The organism is Desulfonatronospira sp. MSAO_Bac3 (genome assembly GCF_003838035.1).
Lineage (GTDB): Bacteria > Desulfobacterota > Desulfovibrionia > Desulfovibrionales > Desulfonatronovibrionaceae > Desulfonatronospira > Desulfonatronospira thiodismutans.
The window spans coordinates 1-1,229 of record NZ_QYZY01000164.1 but is presented as its reverse complement, the minus strand read 5'-3'; the positions used below and the strand labels follow the sequence as shown (position 1 = coordinate 1,229).

Genomic DNA, 1,229 nt, shown 5'->3' with positions numbered 1-1,229 from the left:
TATAACCAAGTGCAATCTCTGCCTGGACCGTGGAGGCCTGGGACCGGCCTGCGCTCCCATGTGCCCCTGTGATGCTTTGATGCTGGTTGACCATAAAGACCTGGACAAGGTTAAGACCCCGGAAGCGCAGAAAGCCTACGAACTGGTGCGTCAGCACATAATATGCCCGGAATGCCCCACCACTTGATAAAGGAAATAAGTAATAATAATCTATACGTTGCCTTATTGTTCCCACGCTCCGCGTGGGAACAATCTTCGGACGCTCCGCGTCCAAAAGAAGAATTTTAAACCCCACTCTATGCCGTCGGCTTCTGCACAAAACGAAAAGCCAATGCTTTTGTAAAGATTATTTCTACTTACTGCCTAAGATGCTGACATATCAGTGCATCATCCAGCCATAGGCCAGGGGACTGTCCCCCTGGCCGGTACTTGACCTCTCCTTTGATTTCGACTCCGACCCCGATACCTATTCCGACCCCGATCAAAATAACAATGCCCACGTCTCATCCCTGGTCCGCATTTTGCTAATAAATGACTGTCCGGCAAAAATTTGCCGCCCGGATCCGGCGCGGCCAGGATATATAAAACAGATACAGGTAGTTATGCAAAATACAGGGAACATCCATGCATCAAAATAATGACGCCCATATCTCTCTTTTCAGCCTGCCCGGTGCAGAGGAAAACCAGGCCGGCAAAAGTTCCTGGGCTGTGCCCTGGTCGGATCTTATGCTGGTCATGTTCATACTCTTCCTGGTTCTTTTTGTCTTTCATACCCGGGAGACACTGGTCCGGGTGCCGGTAAACCAGGACGGTCACTGGAACCAGGCAGTGCAGAATCAAAGCAGCAGCCTGCAGCTGCAGGGCCTTTACACCCAGGCCAGGGAAAAGCTGAGTACGCCCGGAGCTCCGGTAAGCGTCAAAATGACCGAGCAGGGCAGCGTACTCATTTCCCTGTTCGGGGAGGTTTTTTTCAGCCCCGGCAGTGCAGACCTGAACCCTGAGTCTAATAAATATCTGCAGCAGATCGCCGAGATTGTTTCCCTGGCCCAGGGACAGGTCAAGGTGGCGGGTTTTACCGACAGCAGGGAAAACAGTGTACAGGGGGACCGCAGTATCTTTGAAATCTCGGCCATGCGCGCTGCTCGTATCGGGGAAGAACTTACCCGGTCCAGGGGACTCAGGCAGGAAAACCTGGTCATCCAGGGACACGGCACTCCGCGTCCCCAGGT

The 1,229-nt window shown here is 52.9% G+C and carries 1 protein-coding gene and 1 pseudogene; both read left to right on the top strand.

Features of this window, described 5'->3' with window-relative positions:
- A pseudogene (locus D5S03_RS05495) lies at positions 1-187 on the top strand (4Fe-4S dicluster domain-containing protein); the annotation flags it as partial.
- 437 nt (positions 188-624) lie between these two features.
- A partial coding sequence (locus D5S03_RS05490) for an OmpA/MotB family protein (RefSeq protein ID WP_287042933.1) occupies positions 625-1,229 on the top strand: 605 nt, incomplete at its 3' end.